The organism is Pseudomonas sp. A1230, assembly GCF_044218825.1.
Taxonomy (GTDB): domain Bacteria; phylum Pseudomonadota; class Gammaproteobacteria; order Pseudomonadales; family Pseudomonadaceae; genus Aquipseudomonas; species Aquipseudomonas iridis.
This window is the reverse complement of record NZ_CP162582.1, coordinates 917,095-934,648: the sequence shown is the minus strand read 5'-3', so window position 1 is coordinate 934,648 and position 17,554 is coordinate 917,095. Positions and strand designations below refer to the sequence as shown.

Genomic DNA, 17,554 nt, shown 5'->3' with positions numbered 1-17,554 from the left:
GTCGACAGTTTCCCGAGCCCGACGATAGCTGTCACCCCCTTTTTCTGAAAATTGCCCATAGCCAGAATCAATAACGGTATTTGCCCTGATGGATTTCAGCCAACACTTCATCGGTAACCTGCACGTAGGTTTGCGTGCCGGGTAGCCAGGCGAAAATCGGATCGTCGCCTGTCTGGCCTGGGTCGAAGCCTTCGTTTTTCAGGCGCGTTTTCTGATATTTGAACGTGCCGGTGGTTTCCATTTTCACCTTCACCCGCAAAAACAACGGCACCGCATAGGCCGGCAGGCGTTGCCGTGCGAATGCCAGCAATTCGGCGAAATCCAGTGTCGCCAAGGATTCAGCCGGGGTAATCGCCGCCATTCCGGCGCGGCCGTTGGTGTTGTGGATTTCCACGCCATACGCCACAGCTTCGCAAATCTGCGGATGTTGCAGCAGCAGGTTTTCGACTTCTGTGGTCGAGACGTTTTCGCCCTTCCAGCGGTAGGTGTCGCCCAGGCGATCAACAAACTGGGCATGACCGAAACCGATGTTGCGCAGCAGGTCGCCGGTGTTGAAAAAACGATCGCCTTTGCTAAACACATCGTGCAGCACAACCTTGGCGGTCTTCTGTGGATCGGTATAACCGTCCAGTGGCGCCTTTTCGTCGATCCGCGCCAACAACAAGCCCTGCTCGCCCTTGCCGACCTTGCGCATGAAACCGTCAGCACTGCGCACCGGCTGGCCGCTGTCATGGTCGTAAGCCACCAGTTCCCAGGCCATCAGCGAAAAACCGATGGTGTTGTCGAAGTTGAGAATATTGGTGAAACCGATATTGCCGTCGCTCGCCGCATACAGCTCGCAGATGTGCTCGACGGCAAAGCGTGTCTTGAACTCGGCCCATGCGCCGGGGCGCAAGCCGTTGCCGATCATCTTGCGCACGCCGTGACGGTTGTCGTCGGCGCTGGCCGGTTGATCGACCAGATAGCGGCACAACTCACCGACGTAACCAATGGTGGTCGCGCGATAGCGGCGCACGTCGCTCCAAAACTGACTGGCGCTGAATTTACGGCGTATCGCAAAACCCGATGCGCCGTTGATCGCCGAGCCCCAGCACACACACAGGCCCGTGGCGTGGTACAGCGGCAAGGTGCAGTAGACGACATCGTCGGGGCGCATGTTCAGCGCGATCATGCCGAAGCTGGTCGAACTGCGCATCCAGCGACCATGCTTGAACACCCCGGCCTTGGGCAGGCCGGTGGTGCCGGAGGTGTAGATGTAGAAACACGGGTCGTCGAAAAATACCTGTTGGCTGCTTGGCGGATTTTCACTGGAGGCATCGACACTGGCGCTGATCAGGTTGACGTAGCCTTCGGGCGCAATGCCCGGATGGTTGCAGGTGTCCTGATCGGCAACAAACCAGCTGCGTTGCGGCGCAATCGAGACCTGATCGCGCACCGCAGCGAACGCCGGCAGCAGTTCTTCGCCGACCACAATCGCCACCGGCGCGACCAGATTCACGCTGTGAATCAGCGTGTCACGGGTCAGCGAAGTATTGAGCAGCGCGCTGACGGCACCGAGCTTGGCCAGTGCCAGAATCGTCACCAGCAACTCCGGGCGATTCTCGATAAAAACCGCGACCACATCGCCCTTGCCGATGCCCTGCTCGCTCAGATAGTGGGCGATGCGATTGGCCCACTGGTTGACCTGCGAATAGCTCAACGAAACCTCGCCCTGCAATAGCGCCGGGCCATCGGGGTTGCGCAGAGTCGCTTGTTCGAACGTCCAGCCAAGGCCACAGCTTTGGGTCGGATCCGTGACGTTGGCGACCTTCATGCCCTTGACCACTCGGGGAATGGCCTTGGCAATCATCGGCAGCTTGCGGAGCATCATGCCCCAGGTAATCGTGTCGCTTGGCGCGTGACTCATGGAAGCTCCCCGTTCGACCTTGGCGTGGTGGCCGATGTTTTTTTATTGTCGGGCTAATGCAACCGTCGCATTCGAGCGAGGGTCGAGACTGAAAGTACGTCAGCGCTTCTCAGGCTGTACACGCGGTTTTTGCAATGTTTTGTATCCGCCCGGGCGGCGGCGATGTCGATGATTCAGAAAAGCCCGATTGGTTCCGTTAATTGCTCAATGATCCCGCAAAATGCAGGATGCACGATGGCCATTCATGCAGTTTGCACGACATCTCAAAATCATCTTATTTTTAAGCTATTGATTTATAACGATTTTATTTTTATCCGGTGCTGGCACAATCACTGCAACCTCCTATGCATGCTTGCCATTCAAGTGCATACGGAGCTGAAAAACATGAGCCTGATTCAAGAAAAATTTACCTCCCTGTTCTCCAACTTCGACGTCACCACCTCGCCGCGTCCCGATGGCGGGATTTTGCTGACCCTGCGTAGTGCCGACGGCAAAGTGTTCAAACGTGCACTGTCGTATCAGCAACTGCATGCCGGCGACCAACTGTCTTGGGCAATCAGTGCGATTCGCCGTGACCTGGCCGAACAGGCCAGCGAGTTGCCGCAAATTGCGATGCTGCAGAGCCAGCAGCGCTTTGCCCTGCCTACGTATCACTCGCTGTAAACGCTTAAGAACTCGTTAAACAAAACAGGCCGTGGAGCTTTCGCTTCACGGCCTGTTTTTTTGTGCCCGGATCTATGCAGGGTTTTGCGTAAAAGTTAGAACGCTTCCGGTTCGATGCCGGTGAAGCTGTCGACGGTAACGTGGCCCGCCAGTTCTCCGCCATCGCGGGCCAGACCGCAGGTTTTCAGGCCCGCTGACTGAGCGGCATCGAGCTCTTCGACGATGTCCGACAGAAACAGGATCTGCGCAGGTTCAACCGCGATCGCCTGTTGAATGTTCGTGTAAGACTGCGCCTCTCGTTTTGGTCCCGACGTGGTGTCGAAATAGCCGCTGAACAGCGGCGTCAGATCCCCAGCTTCCGAGCAGCCGAAGATCAGCTTCTGTGCCTGGATCGAGCCCGACGAGTACACAAACAGTTGATAACCCGCCGCGTGCCAGCGTTGAAGTGCTTCAACAGCATCCGGATAAACATGCCCCTTCAACTGCCCGGCCTGATAACCCTGCTCCCAGACCATGCCTTGCAACGCTTTAAGCGGCGTGGCTTTACGGTCTTCGGCAATCCAGCTCAAAAGGATTTCAACAACCCGTTCAACGTCGGCCTGCGGCTCGTTGCTGTCACGGCGTACGGCGTCGAGCTGCTCTGCGACATCGGCACGCTCAGCGTTCTGGCGTACGAAATCCGGCAGGTGTCTGGCCGCGTAAGGAAACAGTACGTCGAAGACGAAACTGACGGCGCTGGTGGTGCCTTCGATGTCGGTGAGGATGACTTTGATCGACATGGGCTCAGTCCTCCAGACGCGGGAATCGGCCGGCGATGTCTTCGCCGGTGAAATTGGCAACCCAGCCGTCCGGGTTGTTAAACAGACGGATCGCGACAAAGTGCGGATGCTCACCCATGTCGAACCAGTGCTTGGTGCCAGCCGGAACGGAGATCAGATCGTTCTTCTCGCAGAGTACGGCGTACACGTAATCGTCGATGTGCAGGGTAAACAGCCCACGACCGGCGACGAAAAATCTGACTTCGTCTTCGCCGTGGCGGTGTTCTTCGAGGAACTTGGCGCGCAGTTCGGCTTTTTGCGGGTGGTCGCTGTTAAGGCTGATGACGTCGACGGTGACGTAACCGCGCTCGGTCATCAGTTTGTCGATCTGCTCCTGGTAAGCGCTGATCACCTCTTCCTGCGTGGCGCCGGGCTGGATCTTCGCGGTGGCTTGCCAGCGGTCGAAGCGCACACCTTGCTCGGCCAGAGTCGAGGCGATGTCTTCGAAATGGGTCAGCACCTTGTTCGGAATGTCAGGGCTGGAAACGTGATAGACGGACAGGCTGCTCATTGGGGCAATTCCTCGGTATCGGCCTTGCCGTCCGGTTCTTGCAGACCGGTCGGGCACAGCATTTCATCAGGCAAATGGGCGACTTCGGGTGAAGTCAGCCCTGGCGGTTCATGACGCTGCGGGTTTTCAACTCGCATTCAAACAGGAATTCAAAGGCTTCGATCTGGCGCAACGCGTCGTTCATCTGCGCGCCCCAGGTGTAGAGGCCGTGACCGCGAATCAGATAACCGACGCAATCGGGATGGGCGTCGAGCCAAGGCTGCACCTTGGCGGCGAGCCGCGCAATATCCTGGTCGTTGTCGAAAATCGGCACGCGCACCCGGGATTCATGGGTCGAGATGCCGCTGAAGGCTTTTTGCAGTTCGTAGTCTTCGAACTCGATAAAGTCTTGCGGCGTCAGCCGCGACAGCACCGTGGCATTGACCGAGTGAGTGTGCAGCACCGCACCGATCTCCGGGCGCCAACTGTAGAGCTGGGTGTGCAGCAGAGTTTCGGCGGACGGCTTTTTGCCCGGTTCCAGGCTGTTACCGGCAAGGTCGGTGGCGAGCACATCGTCCACACCCAACTGGCCCTTGTGCTTGCCGGACACGGTCAACAACGCTTCGCTGGCCGACAGGCGCGTCGAATAATTGCTGCTGGTGGCCGGCGACCAGCCGCGACCATAAAGGAAACGCCCGGCGTCGACGATTTGCTGGGCGAGTTGTTCACGCGTAAGGCTCATGGCCTGTCCTCTTGCATACGTGTGGCAATGATAACGGCAGCAGCAAGCGCCGCGAGACTGGCAATACTAAAGGTCAATGTCGCGCCGAGGGCATTCCAGCTGTAGCCGGAATACAACGCGCCCAGCGCGCCGCCGGTGCCGGCCAGTGCCGCATACAGCGCCTGGCCCTGCCCCTGTTGGCGCGCACCGAAGCTACGTTGCACGAACTGGATGGCAGCGGCGTGAAAACTGCCGAAAGTCGCCGCATGGAGAATCTGTGCGAACAGCAGCACCCAGAGAAACTCGGCGAACGAACCTAGCAGCAACCAGCGCAGGGCCGCCAGCAGAAAACTGGCCAGCAGCACCCGGCGTACTGAGAACCGCGCCAGAATCCGGCTCATGGCCATGAACATCAGCACTTCGGCGACCACACCGACCGCCCAGAGCATGCCGATCACGCCTCGTGTGTAACCGAGTTTTTCCAGGTGCAAAGTCAAAAACGTGTAATACGGGCCGTGGCTCATTTGCATCAGCGCCACGCAGCCGTAAAACGCCAACACACCGGGGCTGCGCAATTGCTTGAGAAAGCCCTCCCCGCCCGGTCGGTTGCCCAGCGCCGGTTGCGCGTTCGGCACCCACAAGCTGCTGACGACAATGCCGGCCATGATCAACACCAGCGCCGCTGGGTAGATGTCGAGGCTGAGCCATTCGAACAGGCGCCCCAAAGCGACCACAGTGATGATGAAACCAATCGAGCCCCACAGGCGGATCTGGCTGTAACGCGAAGTCTGGCCCTGCAGATGCGCCAGCGTAATGACTTCGAACTGCGGCAACACCGCGTGCCAGAAGAACGCATGCAGCGCCATGACCATCGCCAACCAGGCGTAGCTCTTGCTGACGAAAATCAACGAGAACGTGAGCAACGTGCACACCGCGCCGAAACGTACGATGGCCAGGCGTTTGCCGGTGTAGTCGCCCAGCCAGCCCCAGATGTTCGGCGCCATACAGCGCATCAACATCGGGATTGCCACCAGTTCGCCGATGCGCGCGGCGCTGAATCCGAGGTGATCGAAGTACAGCGCCAGAAACGGCGCCGTCGAACCGAGCAAGGCGAAATAGAACAGATAAAAACTGGACAGCCGCCAGTAAGGAAGCGCCGCCACGCCCGTCAAGCCGCAGCGGCTTTGATATCTGCCATCAAAGCTGACGCAGCACCGGCGTGCTCACGCGCACATCGGCGTTCTGCCCACGGTGACGCAACAGGTGATCCATCAGCACGATGGCCATCATCGCCTCGGCAATCGGTGTGGCGCGGATTCCCACGCACGGGTCGTGACGGCCCTTGGTGATGACATCGACCGGGTTGCCATCGACATCAATCGAACGGCCCGGGGTGGTGATGCTCGACGTTGGCTTCAACGCCAGATGCGCAACGATCGGCTGACCGGACGAGATACCGCCAAGGATGCCGCCAGCGTTGTTGCTGAGGAAACCTAGCGGTGTCATTTCATCACGATGCTCGGTGCCGCGCTGGGCAACGCAGGCAAAACCGGCGCCGATTTCCACGCCTTTGACCGCATTGATGCTCATCAGCGCGTGGGCCAGTTCGGCGTCGAGACGATCGAAAATCGGCTCGCCCAGACCCGGCATCACACCTTCAGCGACCACGGTGATTTTCGCTCCGACCGAGTCCTGATCACGGCGCAGCTGGTCCATGTAGGCTTCCAGCTCGGGGACTTTGTCCGGGTCGGGGCTGAAGAAAGCGTTCTCCTCAACCGAATCCCAGGTCTTGAACGGGATTTCGATCGGGCCGAGCTGGCTCATGTAGCCACGAATGACGATGCCCTGAGTGGCGAGGAATTTCTTCGCAATCGCCCCCGCCGCCACACGCATCGCGGTCTCGCGTGCCGAGCTGCGGCCACCGCCACGGTAGTCGCGCTCGCCGTATTTGTGGTGGTAGGTGTAGTCGGCGTGGGCCGGGCGGAACAGATCCTTGATCGCCGAGTAGTCCTTGGACTTCTGGTCAGTGTTGCGGATCAGCAGGCCAATCGAGCAACCGGTGGTGCGCCCCTCGAACACGCCGGAAAGGATTTCGACTTCGTCGGGCTCTTGGCGCTGGGTGGTGTGGCGGCTGGTGCCGGGCTTGCGGCGATCAAGGTCGCGCTGCAAGTCTTCGACAGAAATCTCCAGGCCCGGCGGGCAGCCGTCGACAATGGCGACCAACGCCGGACCATGGCTTTCGCCAGCGGTGGTGACAGAGAACAACTTGCCGTAGGTATTGCCGGACATGCAGGACGCTCCGTGAAATCAAACCCAAATTCGTGATGCGCGCCAGTATACGCAGGCTAACCGAGTAGTTCATCCTCGAACCTTAGTGGTGCTGGCGAGTCCAACCGGCATCTTGGCGAATGATGGCGTGATGATGCTGCGAGTTCTGATCTTGAGTCTTACCCTATTTACTGGCTTTGCCCAGGCGACTGTCCTACAGCGCCCGATGTCTCTGGACACCGGCAGCGGCGAACTTTTCGGCTCGCTGTTGCTGCCAAAATCCGACAAGCCTGTACCGGTTGTCCTGATCATTTCTGGCTCAGGTCCTACGGATCGTGACGGAAACAACCCCGACGGCGGGCGCAACGACAGTCTCAAACGGCTGGCATGGGTGCTGGCCAAACACAACATCGCCAGCGTGCGTTACGACAAGCGCGGCGTGGCCGCGAGCCTGGCCGCGACCCCGGATGAGCGCAATCTGTCAGTCGAGGCCTACGCGGCCGACGCGGTGGCGTGGGGACAAAAGCTCAAGGCGGATCCGCGTTTCGGTCAACTGATACTGCTCGGTCACAGTGAAGGCGCGCTGATCGCCACCCTCGCTGCGCCAAAGGTAGACGCGGCAGCGGTGATTTCCTTGTCCGGCAGTGCCCGCCCGGTCGATCAGGTAATTCGTGAGCAACTGGCCCGCAGCCTGCCGCCGCCCCTGATGCTGCGCAGCAATGAACTGCTCGACAGCCTCAAGGCCGGTCACGTCGATGACAACGTACCGGCGCAGCTGCAAGTGATATTCCGTCCGAGCGTGCAGCCGTATCTGATTTCGCTGTTCCGTCAGGATCCCGCGAAAGCGTTCGCGCAATTGCCAATGCCGGCGCTGATTGTCCAGGGCAGCAATGACATGCAGGTCGGTACCGAAGACGCGAAATTGCTCAAGGCTGCCAAACCGGACGCCAAACTGGTGGTGATCGAAGGCATGAACCATGTCTTGCGCATCGTGCACAACGACATGAAGCGGCAACTGGCCTCCTACAAGGACCCGAATTTGCCACTGGCGGCAGAACTCGGTTCGCAAATCATCGACTTTATTGACGGACTTCGCGCCCGTTAAGCCTCAACTGGGGGCGTTTCAGGCAGTTTTCCAGCCTGATACCCCTCCAGTCCTGAAGAAAACGGCCGATAAGCCTTTGTCGCCAGCGCAATCGCTGGGGCAAGCAGGGCTTGGACAGGATCTCGCCGTTATGACAGATACGCAGACTTCACCCGACACCACCGCTGAAAAAGACGTACCGCCAGCGGTCGAGCTGCCGTGGGCGGATGTCCACGCCGAGCACCACAAGATGCTCCGCCTGGCCCCGCTACAGACTGATCGCCACACCGGTGGCCGGCCGCTGCGCTTTGTCGAATTCGGTTACGCCGAGCGCAACAGCAAAGAGCAAAGCCTGATGCGCATGGCGATCAAACTGCCTGGCCAGCGCGTGCGCAAAGAACAGAATCACCTCGACGTATGGGTCAATCACACCACCAAGCGTGTGCATTTTGGCCCGGACAGCGGCTTGCAGATCGAACCGTTGAACCGTGGCATCGGCCGTTTCGTCGCTGCGCAAGGCATCAACTGGGCGAAAAAACGCTGGCCCACCTACACCGTCGACGGCATGGACTTGAACAACAAGGACGCGTTGAACGAGGACACTCGCCTGCGTCGCGATCATTTCCTGCGCGTGCATGGTTTTGACGTGGCGTACGCCGATGCGCAGCATTTGAAGGGCAGCGTCAAGGAGGTGCAGGTCGCAGACTTGCTCGGTGACTGGAACAGCGAAAAGCTGCAAGTCGTCGAAATTCTTGAAGCGGCGCAGATGCTTCAGCAGGCTGAGCAGAATCTGGCCGAGCAGGAAGTGAAGCTCAAAAAGCAGGAAGACAAGGTCAGCAAGTTCAAGCGCGAAGACGCCGGGCTGCGGTTCACCATTACTTGCCTGGTGGCGTTTGCGGTGTTTCAGGCGGGGTTGTTGATCTGGATTGCGACACACCGCTGATGGCTTGATACCGCAGTGCGGCCTTTCGCGAGCAGGCTCGCTCCCACAGGAAAATGCATTCCAAAGGTGGGAGCGAGCCTGCTCCGGACGGCGTTCCGACGAAGCTTTTAGCGGGTTAAACGCGGGATGCGAACAGCGCCTGATGATCGCGGCACTGCTCCGCGGTCAGCATGAACACGCCATGCCCGCCGCGCGCGAATTCCAGCCAGGCAAAATCGACTTCCGGGTACAGCGCCTCAACGTGCACCTGGCTATTGCCGACTTCAACAATCAGCAAACCCTTCTCGGTCAAATGATCCGCCGCTTCGGCGAGCATCCGTCGTACCAGGTTCAGACCGTCATCACCGCAGGCCAGGCCCAACTCCGGTTCGTGTTGATATTCGTCCGGCATGTCGGCGAAATCTTCGGCATCCACGTAAGGCGGGTTCGACACGATCAGGTCGAAACGCTGACCCGGCAATCCATCAAAGCCATCGCCCTGCACCGTGTACACACGCTCATCGACGCCGTGACGCTCGATATTCTGATTGGCCACCTCTAGCGCTTCAAACGACAGATCCGCCAGCACGACTTCAGCGTTCTGGAACTCGTAAGCGCAAGCGATACCGATGCAACCGGAGCCGGTGCACAGGTCAAGAATTCGCGCCGGCTCGTCGCCGAACCACGGCGCAAAACGGTTTTCGATCAGCTCGCCAATCGGCGAACGCGGAATCAACACACGCTCATCGACAATGAAGGACATGCCGCAGAACCACGCTTCACCCAACAGGTATGCGGTTGGAATGCGCTCTTCGATGCGGCGTTTGAGCATGCGTTGCAGATTAACCAGTTCATCGTCTTCCAGCGCACAGTCCAGATAGCTGTCGGCGATCTCCCACGGCAGGTGCAGAGCGCCCAACACCAACTGGCGGGCTTCATCCCACGCGTTGTCGGTGCCATGGCCGAAAAACAGATCCTCCCCATGGAAGCGGCTGACGGCCCAACGGATATGGTCGCGCAGGGTACGAAGTCGGGAAGTGATCACGGGGCAGAACTCCAGAAAAAACGACTGGGGATTCTACCAGCCAAAACGCCTCGCGACGACGCAGGAAAAACACCGGGCCGACCGTAGGACTGTTCTGTTTTTCTTATCAGCTATTGAACAGAACGTGTAACTTGACAAGGCTGCAGGCCAATAACGACGGTGCCTACGATGGTAGCGATTCACAGAACCGCTCAGCCAGAGGACAATGCCGCAAAAGCCCCACCCCAAGGAGCCCCAGAATGTCCGTTCCAAAAACGATGTTTCAACTCAGCGGTCGCGGTTACGCAGCGGCCACACTGAGCCATGCGACCGTGGTCATCATCGATGCCCAGAAAGAATATCTCAGTGGCCCGTTGGCCCTGAGCGGCATGGACGCGGCCGTCGCAAACATCAAACAAGTGGTCGCCGCCGCCCGTGCCGCCGGTCGGCCTATCGTGCATGTGCGTCACCTCGGCACCGTCGGTGGCCTGTTCGACCCGCAAGGCGAACGTGGCGAATTCATCCCCGGCCTCGAGCCGCAGGGTGACGAAACCATCATCGGCAAACTGCTGCCGAGCGCATTTCACGGCACCGAATTGCTCGATCGCCTGCAAAACCTTGGCTCGCTGGATCTGATCGTTTGCGGCTTCATGAGCCATTCCAGCGTCAGTACCACCGTGCGTGCAGCGAAGAACCTGGGTTTCCGCTGCACCCTGGTTGAAGATGCCTGCGCCACCCGTGACTTGCCCTTCAAGGGCCGTGTACTGAGCGCCGAACGCGTGCAGGAGGCGGAAATGGCGATCATGGCCGACAACTTCGCCACCCTCGCCTTGACTCAAGACCTGATCTGATCGCCGCTTGATGAGCGGCTCATGCCGCCGCTCATCCGCAAAAGCCTCTCATTTGCCGCAAATGCCATAGCCTCCGGAACAACCCGGTCAACTCCCGGTCGAAGGGCCGATACCCATTGAGGAAGGTCGGAATGAAGTTATCCGATGGATTTGACGCACGCCGCTTGCGGCCCAAAGGCCAAAGCAACTGGCGTTTTCGTTTTGGTGCAGCGTTCGCCGCCATTCTGGCGACGTTTGGCGTGCTGCTGGCGATGGCCGGTGCTGCCAGCCTGCTGGGACGCCCGCCGGCGCTCGGTGACTTGAACGCAACGCCCATGGGCTCGGCGATCATTCTGGCGGTCGGTTTGCTGTTTCTGTATTTCGGTGTCGCCCTGTGGCGTCGCTGCCGCCGTCGCGCACGGCAATCGAGGGAACTGAACATGTCCCCGCACCTGATGAAAAAACACGACTGATCGACGGCCTGGCTTTTTGCCGGGCCGTTTTGTTTCGACTTGGGTAAACTGGCCGCCCTTCGCGGAGGCTGACATGCAAGACGACGATTTTTCCCTGTTCAAAAACGAGCTGCGCGGCGTCAAGCCGATCAAGCACGATCGCGCCGACACCGGCAAACCCAAGACTGACCGCGCACAGATCGCCAAGCTGCGCCAATCGGCCACCGTGCGCACCGACCAGGCGACCGTTGACGGTCTGTCGGATCAGTTCGTGATCGATGTAGGTCCGGAAGACGAGTTGATGTGGTCCCGGGACGGGGTTCAGGAAAGTCAGATGCGTAAGCTCAAGGTCGGGCAGATCCCGTTCGAAGGCAGCCTCGACCTGCACGGCATGAACGTGGAAAAGGCCCGGGAAACGCTATGGGCGTTTCTCGCCGAAGCGACCAAATTCGAAATTCGCTGCGTGCGCGTCACCCACGGCAAGGCTGTGCGGCTGGACGGCAAGCGGCCGATGATCAAAAGCCACGTCAACACCTGGTTGCGCCAGCACGCGCAAGTGCTGGGTTTCTGCTCGTGCCAGGCCAAACATGGCGGCGCCGGCGCGGTTTACGTGATGCTCAAACGCACCATGATGGAAGGCCGCGACGAATAATCGCGTTACACCGAACTTGCAGGGGCGTGTCCGCCACCGCACCCTTGCTCTTTGCGAAAATCCCCACAGGTAGTTTCATGTCCCTGGAACAGATTTACACCGCGATGTTTAGGGTTTTAAACAGGGTCTCAGGGTCAATGAAATCAGAGGCTTAGCACCGAAGAAAACTCTGGATTCCATGCTAATACACGGTTATTGCTACAGAAATTGGTAAGGGATCACTGTCCCAAATATATCGAAAAAGCCCCGTATCGCTTAAAACGATGCGGGGCTTTTTTCATTGTTGAATGATGGTTTGACAGTAAGCGGCTTCCTGGCAGGGGCGCAGTGGCCGAAAGCCGACTGACCAGGCGCCCTACTGCTGTGTGCGCTGCCATCCAGACGGAGGAGTTCCGTTCCCAGTCGCAACGAAAATCTTCAAAGGGCGATAGATTTGCCCACTGGTACTGGCCAGCAGAGCTTCAAACCAGATCAACTTGCAATCCGATATGAAGATGCCGGCCAGACGTCGTAGAGTGGCTAACTCAGACTTTTCTTGTATGGATCGTCACCTGCAATCCCAGCGGACCGGGCCTGTCGCAGACCAATGTCATCGTCTCGATGGGGTGATGCTCCAACAATTGAAGCAGTTGAGTCGGGCGCAGACCCACTCGCACATGCGCCAGCAATTCGCGAGTCTGGCGACCCAGCGCTTGCAGTATCGACGCGGGATCATCGACCTGAAGATGCAGCCATTTACGTGGTGCCGCCGTGTCCGGCAAGTCGAACCCATCGATGCCTGCCTGGACCAGTTCCCCATTTTCGATTTGCACGGTTGAAGCAGCAGGCGTAATACCCAGGCCCTGTAGCAGCAATTTCAGTTGGGCCGCCCCACCGCTGGCGCTAACGGCATTCATGGCAGAGAACGCGTATTTGACGTGATTACCCGAAGTCTGCAATACCACTTGCTCAAGGAAGGCCGTGCGCTTGGGTGCGATTTCCCACGCCTGCGTTGCTTCGTTCTCGCAGGGCTGCATGGAGTGCCTTTGAGCGGCAGTCTGATAAAACGGATGCTCGCAAAGTGGCTGCATGGCTTCGGACAGACGTGTGGTCAACCCGGTATCGAGAAAACTTAAATACGCCTCAAAGGTCTGGTTGGACAGCGCGTCCGGCCAAAGTCCGCGATAAGCCCTGAGCGCGTCACAGGCTTTCGGGTCGAACGCCTGCGGCAGGATCATCGGTCCCAGATCCCGGGATTGTCCGCTTTGGCTCAATGTAGCGGCGTAGTCCATCAGCAACTCGCCCTGGTCGACCCATTGAATGCCATAGTCTCGCCCGCGGCGCTGCCAAAGACTGCGTTGCTGCTCATCATGGGAAAACAACATGGCCGTCGTCTGTCCCGGGATGCATTGCGCCAGAAAGTCTTCAGTGGTCATCAACTTGATGTCATCAACGGCATCCATCAGTACCTTGTCATGTACCAGTGCCACCGGTTCCCAAGGGAAGTTCCGATCTTGCAGAGCGCGTTTGAAAGGCACCGAACGCGGCGTAGCGTAATCCCAACCGATAAAGTAGAGTTTTTTACGAACAGTCATGCCGGGCTCACTGTGGTTTTTGAAAGTAAAAGGTTTGTGTATCGCCAATACGGCCTGCGACCAAAGCGCCGCTATGCGGGCTGAAATAATTGCCCGCGACCACCTTCCCACTCGGGTTGACCAACGTGCAGTCGGCGCCCAACCATGTCATCAACTTCAATCCATGCCGCTCGCCCAGGCTCAGAAACTCTTCCACCGTGTAATGCTTGTAGTGCCATGCGTAAGGGTTTTTGGTCAGGTCGACAACCTGCGAGTTGGGCGCAGAGATAATCAATCGGCCACCCGGTTTTAATGCGTGGACCAACAGCCCAAAGAATGCTTCACCTTGCTCAACGTGTTCAATGGACTCGATCGACACGATGAAATCAAAATGGTTGGCCGGAAGCGAAAACGGGAAAAACTTCTGGCTGAACAGCGTATTCACGTCAACGTAATTGCGATTGGCCAAGTCAATTGACTCTGCCGAGCCGTCGATACCGTGTATGAAGCACGGCAACGATTGCGCCAGCAGGTGGGTGCCATAACCATTGCCGCAAAAAATATCGGCACCAATGAGCGGTCCCGGCAAATCGGCGAGGACCTCGCATGCGAACTCATAGCGAGCGATAGCATCGGGTGGGAGTGCATCTACATGCAGCGCGGTGAGTCGCTCACCACTGTTCAAATTAAAATCTCTATCAAGCAATCCCATAAACACCTCGGCACCCAGTGCCCAGACTCCAGACACCATGAATAAATGATTAGTACTTGAACACCCTGGGGTATCAGCTCGTCATAAAACTGTTGTCAGGTGCCTGCCGCGCAGGTGCAGTAGCCAGGGCGCAAGGTCAAAAAGAAAGAGGTCCGCCGATACCAGGCTCGATTCGATGGCGATCGGGCCTACAGATCATCTTGTTCGGCTTCTCGCGAGTAATACATCTTGCGGCTCGTCCACCAAGACTCCGTAATCGTATCGGTCAATTGAGTGATTTCTTGAGGCGCGTTCAGTTCGCCGCGAAGCGCGAGCCATCCCGCCGTCTGCCCTCCCCTCAGCCCCTTTAGCCCCGTTCCCTTTGCCCCTTGGTTCGGTATGAGCCGTAGGCAAGATGAGGGATTAGTTAACCATCACGTCATCCAGAGCCTGCTCGAGGGTTCTGACCGTGCGCTCGAAAGCCGTTTTTTTTCATCGGATCAAATCGTTGCCTTGGGGATACGCAGGCGGCGTTGTTATCAGCATTCACAATTTCGCATTGATGTCTGGTGTCATGCCCAGTGACCTGGATCAGACCACGCCCGCGATAGCTGGCTATCACTATCCGCCTTCGAGGTGTTGCCCAGCTTCGCGGCAACATTCCCGGTGTCGTATTTGTTGATTTTTGGATTGAAGAAGGCGATCCCAATCGGGTGAGTCAAGGCCGACCTTGAAGCACTAGGCATTGATCGAGCGCTCGGCGAGCAAATCAGCGCGCCCTACAGCCTCCAGGCCGGACTGACCGAATTAGACATTCGCGTCAGCGGGCAATACAACTGCCGACACACTTACGCTACCATGTGCCTTATGGCGGGTATGATCCCTGCGTTCATTGCCATTCAGCTCGGTCATAGCGTTCAGATGTTGCTATCGACCTACGCCCGATGGATAAACTCCAGCACCGACTGGGGTGAGCTCGGGAAGCTCGAAAACAGCTTGATTGGTACAAAATTGGTACAGGCAGAAACAGTACCCCTCTGAAACCCTTATGGAATCAGCCCCTGTGACACTGGAACAGAACTACACCGCGATTCTCGGCCAATTGGGCGAAGACGTCTCCCGCGAGGGCCTGCTCGACACGCCAAAGCGTGCCGCCAAAGCCATGCAGTACCTCTGCCGCGGTTACGAACAGACGCTTGAAGAGGTCACCAACGGTGCTCTCTTCAGCTCCGACAACAGCGAAATGGTGCTGGTCAAGGACATCGAGTTGTACTCGCTGTGCGAACATCACTTGCTGCCGTTTATCGGCAAGGCTCACGTCGCGTATATCCCGAGCGGCAAAGTGCTGGGCCTGTCGAAGGTTGCGCGCATTGTCGACATGTACGCCCGTCGCCTGCAGATTCAGGAAAACCTCAGCCGCCAGATCGCCGACGCGGTGCAGCAAGTCACAGGCGCCCTAGGCGTTGCAGTGGTGATCGAGGCCAAGCACATGTGCATGATGATGCGCGGTGTCGAGAAACAGAATTCGTCGATGATCACTTCGGTGATGCTCGGTGAGTTCCGTGAAAACGCAGCGACTCGCAGCGAATTCCTCAGCCTGATCAAGTAACTCGTCACACAAAAAAACCGGCGTTGATCGCCGGTTTTTTTTCGGCCGTGAAAAATCGGGTAAGCTGCGCGCCTTTCTCTAAGTGCACCGTGAGGCTTTCAACGTGTTCGTCAAAGCGCTTCGTGTCGGCCTCGGCCAACTGGTTATTTTCGTCGACTTCATCACCCGTCCGGGCAAGAAACAGCGCCCTGCCGCTGCTCAGGCGCAAGTCGATGCGGCTGCCAAAGACCTGACCCTGTACCAATTCCACGCCTGCCCGTTCTGTGTAAAAACCCGTCGCACCCTGCGTCGTTTGAACGTGCCGGTGGCGTTGAAGGATGCGAAGAACAACGAGCAGGATCGCCAGACGCTGCTGGAACAGGGCGGCCGGATCAAAGTGCCGTGCCTGCGCATTGAAGAGAATGGGCAGACGACCTGGATGTATGAGTCCAAGGTGATTATTGATTATCTGGACAAGCGGTTTGCAGCGGTCTGATGGATTTTGGTGTCGCTGATGGCCTCATCGCTGGCAAGCCAGCTCCCACAGGTTCTGTGAACGCCACATATCACTGTGGGAGCTGGCTTGCCAGCGATGGGGCAAGTTAAGACACCGCAAACTTCAGACAAAAATAAACCGGCCCTCGAGCCGGTTTATTTGTTTTTCAGGCCGCTTTTTCTATCTGCGCCTGGCGCACCACCGCCGCCAATCGCTTCAGCCCTTCATCCAGTCGCGCCGGATCGATGTGGCTGAAATTCAAACGCAAATGCCCATGATGATTGTCCGGCTCCGGGAAGAACGGCTCGCCCGGCATAAACGCCACGTCATTGGCTAACGCTTGGTTGAGCAACGTGCGCGTGTCCAGCGGTTGTTTCAACGTCAGCCAGAAAAACAGCCCACCCTGGGGCACATCCCAGTCGGCCAGATCGGCAAAGTGCCTTTGCAGCGCCGCTTGAAAGCCATCGCGACGCTCACGGTAGAAGCCACGCAACTCACTTAAATGCTGCTGATATTTCTCGCTGCCGATCCACTGCAACGCCTGCCACTGGCCGATGCGATTGGTGTGCAGGTCCGCTGATTGCTTGAGCTTGAGCAGATGCGGGAACAGGTCGGGGCTGGCGATCAGGTAGCCCACGCGCAAACCCGGCAGGAGCGTTTTCGACACGGTGCCGGTGTAAATCCAGCTGGAGGTCTTCAGGCGTGCGGCGATCGGCTTGGCGCTGCCGCCGTCGAACGTCAGTTCGCGGTAAGGCTCGTCTTCGATCAGGGTCACGCCGAATTCGTCGAGCAAAGCGGCGACCGCTGCGCGTTTGGCTTCGCTGTAGCGCACGGCAGACGGGTTCTGGAACGTCGGGATCAGGTAGATGAACGCCGGACGATGCTGTTCCAGGCGAGTGCGCAGTTGCGCAAGGTTCGGACCGTCGGCCTCCTGCTGCACAGTCAGGCAATCAGCGCCGAACAGCTGGAAGATCTGCAATGCCGCCAGGTAAGTCGGCGCCTCCAGCAGAATCTCGGTGCCTTTGTCGATGTACAGCTTTGCCGCCAGATCCAGCGTTTGCTGAGAGCCGCTGACCACCAGCACCTGACTTGCGTCGCAGGCCAATCCCAACGCCCTCGCCTCTGCCGCCAAGGCTTCACGCAATGCTGGCTCGCCCTCGCTCATACCGTACTGACCGAGCGACAGGGGCATGTCGGCCCATTCGACTTTCGGCAACATCGCTTCTGCCGGCAGGCCGCCGGCGAACGACATCACTTCCGGGCGCTGGGCTGCGGCGAGGATTTCACGGATCAGAGAACTTTTAAGGCGCGAGACACGTTCGGAAAAAGCCATGGAGGTCACCGGTAGCAAGGCGTGTGAAAAATGAGTCAAACTTGTTGACTGAAACTACGACAG

General features: G+C 58.2%; 18 protein-coding genes and 2 pseudogenes. 9 read left to right on the top strand and 11 right to left on the bottom strand.

Annotated features, from left to right (window positions below):
- Positions 1-67: 67 nt before the first annotated feature.
- On the bottom strand, positions 68-1,906 hold the full coding sequence (locus tag AB4P97_RS04410) for a long-chain-acyl-CoA synthetase (protein WP_047300367.1): 1,839 nt from the start codon (positions 1,904-1,906) through the stop codon (positions 68-70).
- Positions 1,907-2,290: 384 nt separating this feature from the next.
- On the opposite strand from AB4P97_RS04410, the gene AB4P97_RS04405 reads away from it, so the two are divergent.
- Entirely contained in the window at positions 2,291-2,569 is a 279-nt protein-coding gene (locus AB4P97_RS04405; protein ID WP_042558453.1) for a DUF3509 domain-containing protein, read from the top strand.
- Positions 2,570-2,664: 95 nt separating this feature from the next.
- Here AB4P97_RS04405 and mtnC read toward each other — a convergent pair whose 3' ends face one another.
- From mtnC to aroC, 5 genes are all read right to left on the bottom strand, one after another.
- Entirely contained in the window at positions 2,665-3,348 is a 684-nt protein-coding gene (mtnC, locus tag AB4P97_RS04400; RefSeq protein WP_115148205.1) for an acireductone synthase, read from the bottom strand.
- Between the two features lie 4 nt (positions 3,349-3,352).
- Positions 3,353-3,898, bottom strand: a complete 546-nt coding sequence (locus AB4P97_RS04395) for an acireductone dioxygenase (RefSeq protein ID WP_042558451.1) — start codon at positions 3,896-3,898, stop codon at positions 3,353-3,355.
- Positions 3,899-3,992: 94 nt separating this feature from the next.
- Entirely contained in the window at positions 3,993-4,619 is a 627-nt protein-coding gene (locus AB4P97_RS04390) for a methylthioribulose 1-phosphate dehydratase (protein WP_042558450.1), read from the bottom strand.
- Entirely contained in the window at positions 4,616-5,761 is a 1,146-nt protein-coding gene (locus tag AB4P97_RS04385) for an MFS transporter (protein ID WP_395602101.1), read from the bottom strand. Before AB4P97_RS04385 ends, AB4P97_RS04390 begins: the two co-directional genes overlap by 4 nt.
- 34 nt (positions 5,762-5,795) lie before the next feature.
- Positions 5,796-6,887 carry a chorismate synthase gene (gene aroC / locus AB4P97_RS04380; RefSeq protein ID WP_042558448.1) on the bottom strand — a complete coding sequence of 364 codons (1,092 nt, stop codon included), beginning with the start codon at positions 6,885-6,887 and terminating at the stop codon, positions 5,796-5,798.
- Between the two features lie 130 nt (positions 6,888-7,017).
- On the opposite strand from aroC, the gene AB4P97_RS04375 reads away from it, so the two are divergent.
- Both AB4P97_RS04375 and AB4P97_RS04370 read left to right on the top strand, forming a co-directional pair.
- Positions 7,018-7,971 carry an alpha/beta hydrolase gene (locus AB4P97_RS04375; protein WP_395602100.1) on the top strand — a complete coding sequence of 318 codons (954 nt, stop codon included), beginning with the start codon at positions 7,018-7,020 and terminating at the stop codon, positions 7,969-7,971.
- A gap of 130 nt (positions 7,972-8,101) precedes the next feature.
- Positions 8,102-8,893, top strand: coding sequence for a hypothetical protein (locus AB4P97_RS04370; RefSeq protein WP_042558447.1), 792 nt, complete (start codon positions 8,102-8,104; stop codon positions 8,891-8,893).
- Positions 8,894-9,008: 115 nt separating this feature from the next.
- Here AB4P97_RS04370 and prmB read toward each other — a convergent pair whose 3' ends face one another.
- The gene (gene prmB, locus AB4P97_RS04365) at positions 9,009-9,917 is read right to left on the bottom strand and encodes a 50S ribosomal protein L3 N(5)-glutamine methyltransferase (RefSeq protein ID WP_042558446.1); all 909 of its coding nucleotides are present in this window, start codon (positions 9,915-9,917) and stop codon (positions 9,009-9,011) included.
- Between the two features lie 239 nt (positions 9,918-10,156).
- Between prmB and AB4P97_RS04360 the strand changes: the two genes are divergently transcribed.
- The 3 genes from AB4P97_RS04360 (at position 10,157) to AB4P97_RS04350 (ending at position 11,830) form a co-directional block, all read left to right on the top strand.
- Complete coding sequence (locus tag AB4P97_RS04360) at positions 10,157-10,747, top strand: cysteine hydrolase family protein (protein ID WP_008080919.1); 591 nt, start codon at positions 10,157-10,159, stop codon at positions 10,745-10,747.
- A 131-nt stretch (positions 10,748-10,878) separates the two neighbouring features.
- Positions 10,879-11,199, top strand: coding sequence for a hypothetical protein (locus AB4P97_RS04355; protein WP_042558444.1), 321 nt, complete (start codon positions 10,879-10,881; stop codon positions 11,197-11,199).
- A 73-nt stretch (positions 11,200-11,272) separates the two neighbouring features.
- Positions 11,273-11,830, top strand: coding sequence for a Smr/MutS family protein (locus AB4P97_RS04350; protein WP_042558443.1), 558 nt, complete (start codon positions 11,273-11,275; stop codon positions 11,828-11,830).
- A 524-nt stretch (positions 11,831-12,354) separates the two neighbouring features.
- Here the strand turns inward: AB4P97_RS04350 and AB4P97_RS04345 are convergent.
- The 3 genes and pseudogenes from AB4P97_RS04345 to AB4P97_RS04335 all read right to left on the bottom strand — a co-directional run.
- Positions 12,355-13,404, bottom strand: a complete 1,050-nt coding sequence (locus AB4P97_RS04345) for a hypothetical protein (protein WP_273878247.1) — start codon at positions 13,402-13,404, stop codon at positions 12,355-12,357.
- A gap of 7 nt (positions 13,405-13,411) precedes the next feature.
- A complete protein-coding gene (locus tag AB4P97_RS04340) occupies positions 13,412-14,095 on the bottom strand; it encodes a bifunctional 2-polyprenyl-6-hydroxyphenol methylase/3-demethylubiquinol 3-O-methyltransferase UbiG (protein WP_115148209.1) in 684 nt (227 codons plus the stop codon).
- Positions 14,096-14,630: 535 nt separating this feature from the next.
- Positions 14,631-14,757 (bottom strand): annotated as a pseudogene (locus AB4P97_RS04335) (glycoside hydrolase family 19 protein); the annotation flags it as partial.
- Positions 14,758-14,872: 115 nt separating this feature from the next.
- On the opposite strand from AB4P97_RS04335, the pseudogene AB4P97_RS04330 reads away from it, so the two are divergent.
- The 3 genes and pseudogenes from AB4P97_RS04330 to AB4P97_RS04320 form a co-directional block, all read left to right on the top strand.
- Positions 14,873-15,115, top strand: a pseudogene (locus AB4P97_RS04330) (site-specific integrase); the annotation flags it as partial.
- 22 nt (positions 15,116-15,137) lie between these two features.
- Entirely contained in the window at positions 15,138-15,683 is a 546-nt protein-coding gene (gene folE / locus AB4P97_RS04325) for a GTP cyclohydrolase I FolE (protein WP_010456659.1), read from the top strand.
- A gap of 103 nt (positions 15,684-15,786) precedes the next feature.
- Positions 15,787-16,158, top strand: coding sequence for a glutathione S-transferase N-terminal domain-containing protein (locus AB4P97_RS04320; protein WP_115148227.1), 372 nt, complete (start codon positions 15,787-15,789; stop codon positions 16,156-16,158).
- Positions 16,159-16,324: 166 nt separating this feature from the next.
- Here AB4P97_RS04320 and AB4P97_RS04315 read toward each other — a convergent pair whose 3' ends face one another.
- Positions 16,325-17,491: a PLP-dependent aminotransferase family protein gene (locus AB4P97_RS04315; RefSeq protein WP_273878248.1), complete on the bottom strand. Its 1,167-nt coding sequence runs from the start codon at positions 17,489-17,491 to the stop codon at positions 16,325-16,327.
- Positions 17,492-17,554: the final 63 nt, after the last annotated feature.